The following is a 704-nucleotide window of genomic DNA, read 5'->3' as shown; positions in this document are numbered from 1 at the left end:
TGGGTTCTTTTCTTTTTAGTCATGAGACACCTCTTTTCTAACTATAGAAGGTGTCTACTTTTTTTGGGTAAGTCCTACATATAACGCCGCCAGCACAGGCCGGAGCACGCAGTGCGGAGGTCCAGCCCCGAAGGGGCGATTGTGCCTGGCCTTGTTAACTGTTGCTGGTACATTCTAAATTGATACCATGGTTAATTGTTTTGGCATACTGAGGATAACCGTAGTCAGTTTTGTAGGAGACCGCTACGCCACCTTCCATTACGTTTACTGTAAATGCTGGGTGCCGATATACCTGTTTTGGCACATAAGTTACGTAGGATAAAACCCAGCCTTCTTTATTCTGTTTAAGCCATGTGACTATTTCTTGGTAATTCTTGTCGTTACCCCATACTTTTTTACCGCAATATTCAAACTCGTTGGGGATAAGACGAATGGCAATTTCCTGCTGCCTGAAAATGTATAAGTACGCTCCAACCCCGATTAGAACAAGTACCGTGGTAATGACGCCAATTATCTTTAGTGCTTTCTTCATAGAGACAGTTAACGCATTGCTAAGCGGCAGAAAAATAGCTGGCTAAAATTAGCGAGGAACGAGCAAAAGCCAGCTGTTTTTTATCCGTTTAAGCACCTTGTATGGATAATAACTCCATATTTTTATTATTTTAAACCAGTTTAGGGTAATGTGAGACCCAGGCTTAAGCTGC

The 704-nt window shown here is 42.3% G+C and carries 1 protein-coding gene; it reads right to left on the bottom strand.

What is annotated here, in order from left to right:
• Positions 1 to 154 precede the first annotated feature (154 nt).
• On the bottom strand, positions 155 to 532 hold the full coding sequence (locus EXT46_RS18685) for a hypothetical protein (RefSeq protein ID WP_045979741.1): 378 nt from the start codon (positions 530 to 532) through the stop codon (positions 155 to 157).
• Positions 533 to 704 lie beyond the last annotated feature (172 nt).

Source organism: Pseudoalteromonas sp. CO325X (assembly GCF_004208955.1).
Taxonomy (GTDB): Bacteria; Pseudomonadota; Gammaproteobacteria; order Enterobacterales; family Alteromonadaceae; genus Pseudoalteromonas; species Pseudoalteromonas ruthenica.
The sequence above is the reverse complement of the archived record's forward strand: the minus strand, read 5'-3'. Positions and strand labels throughout refer to the sequence as shown.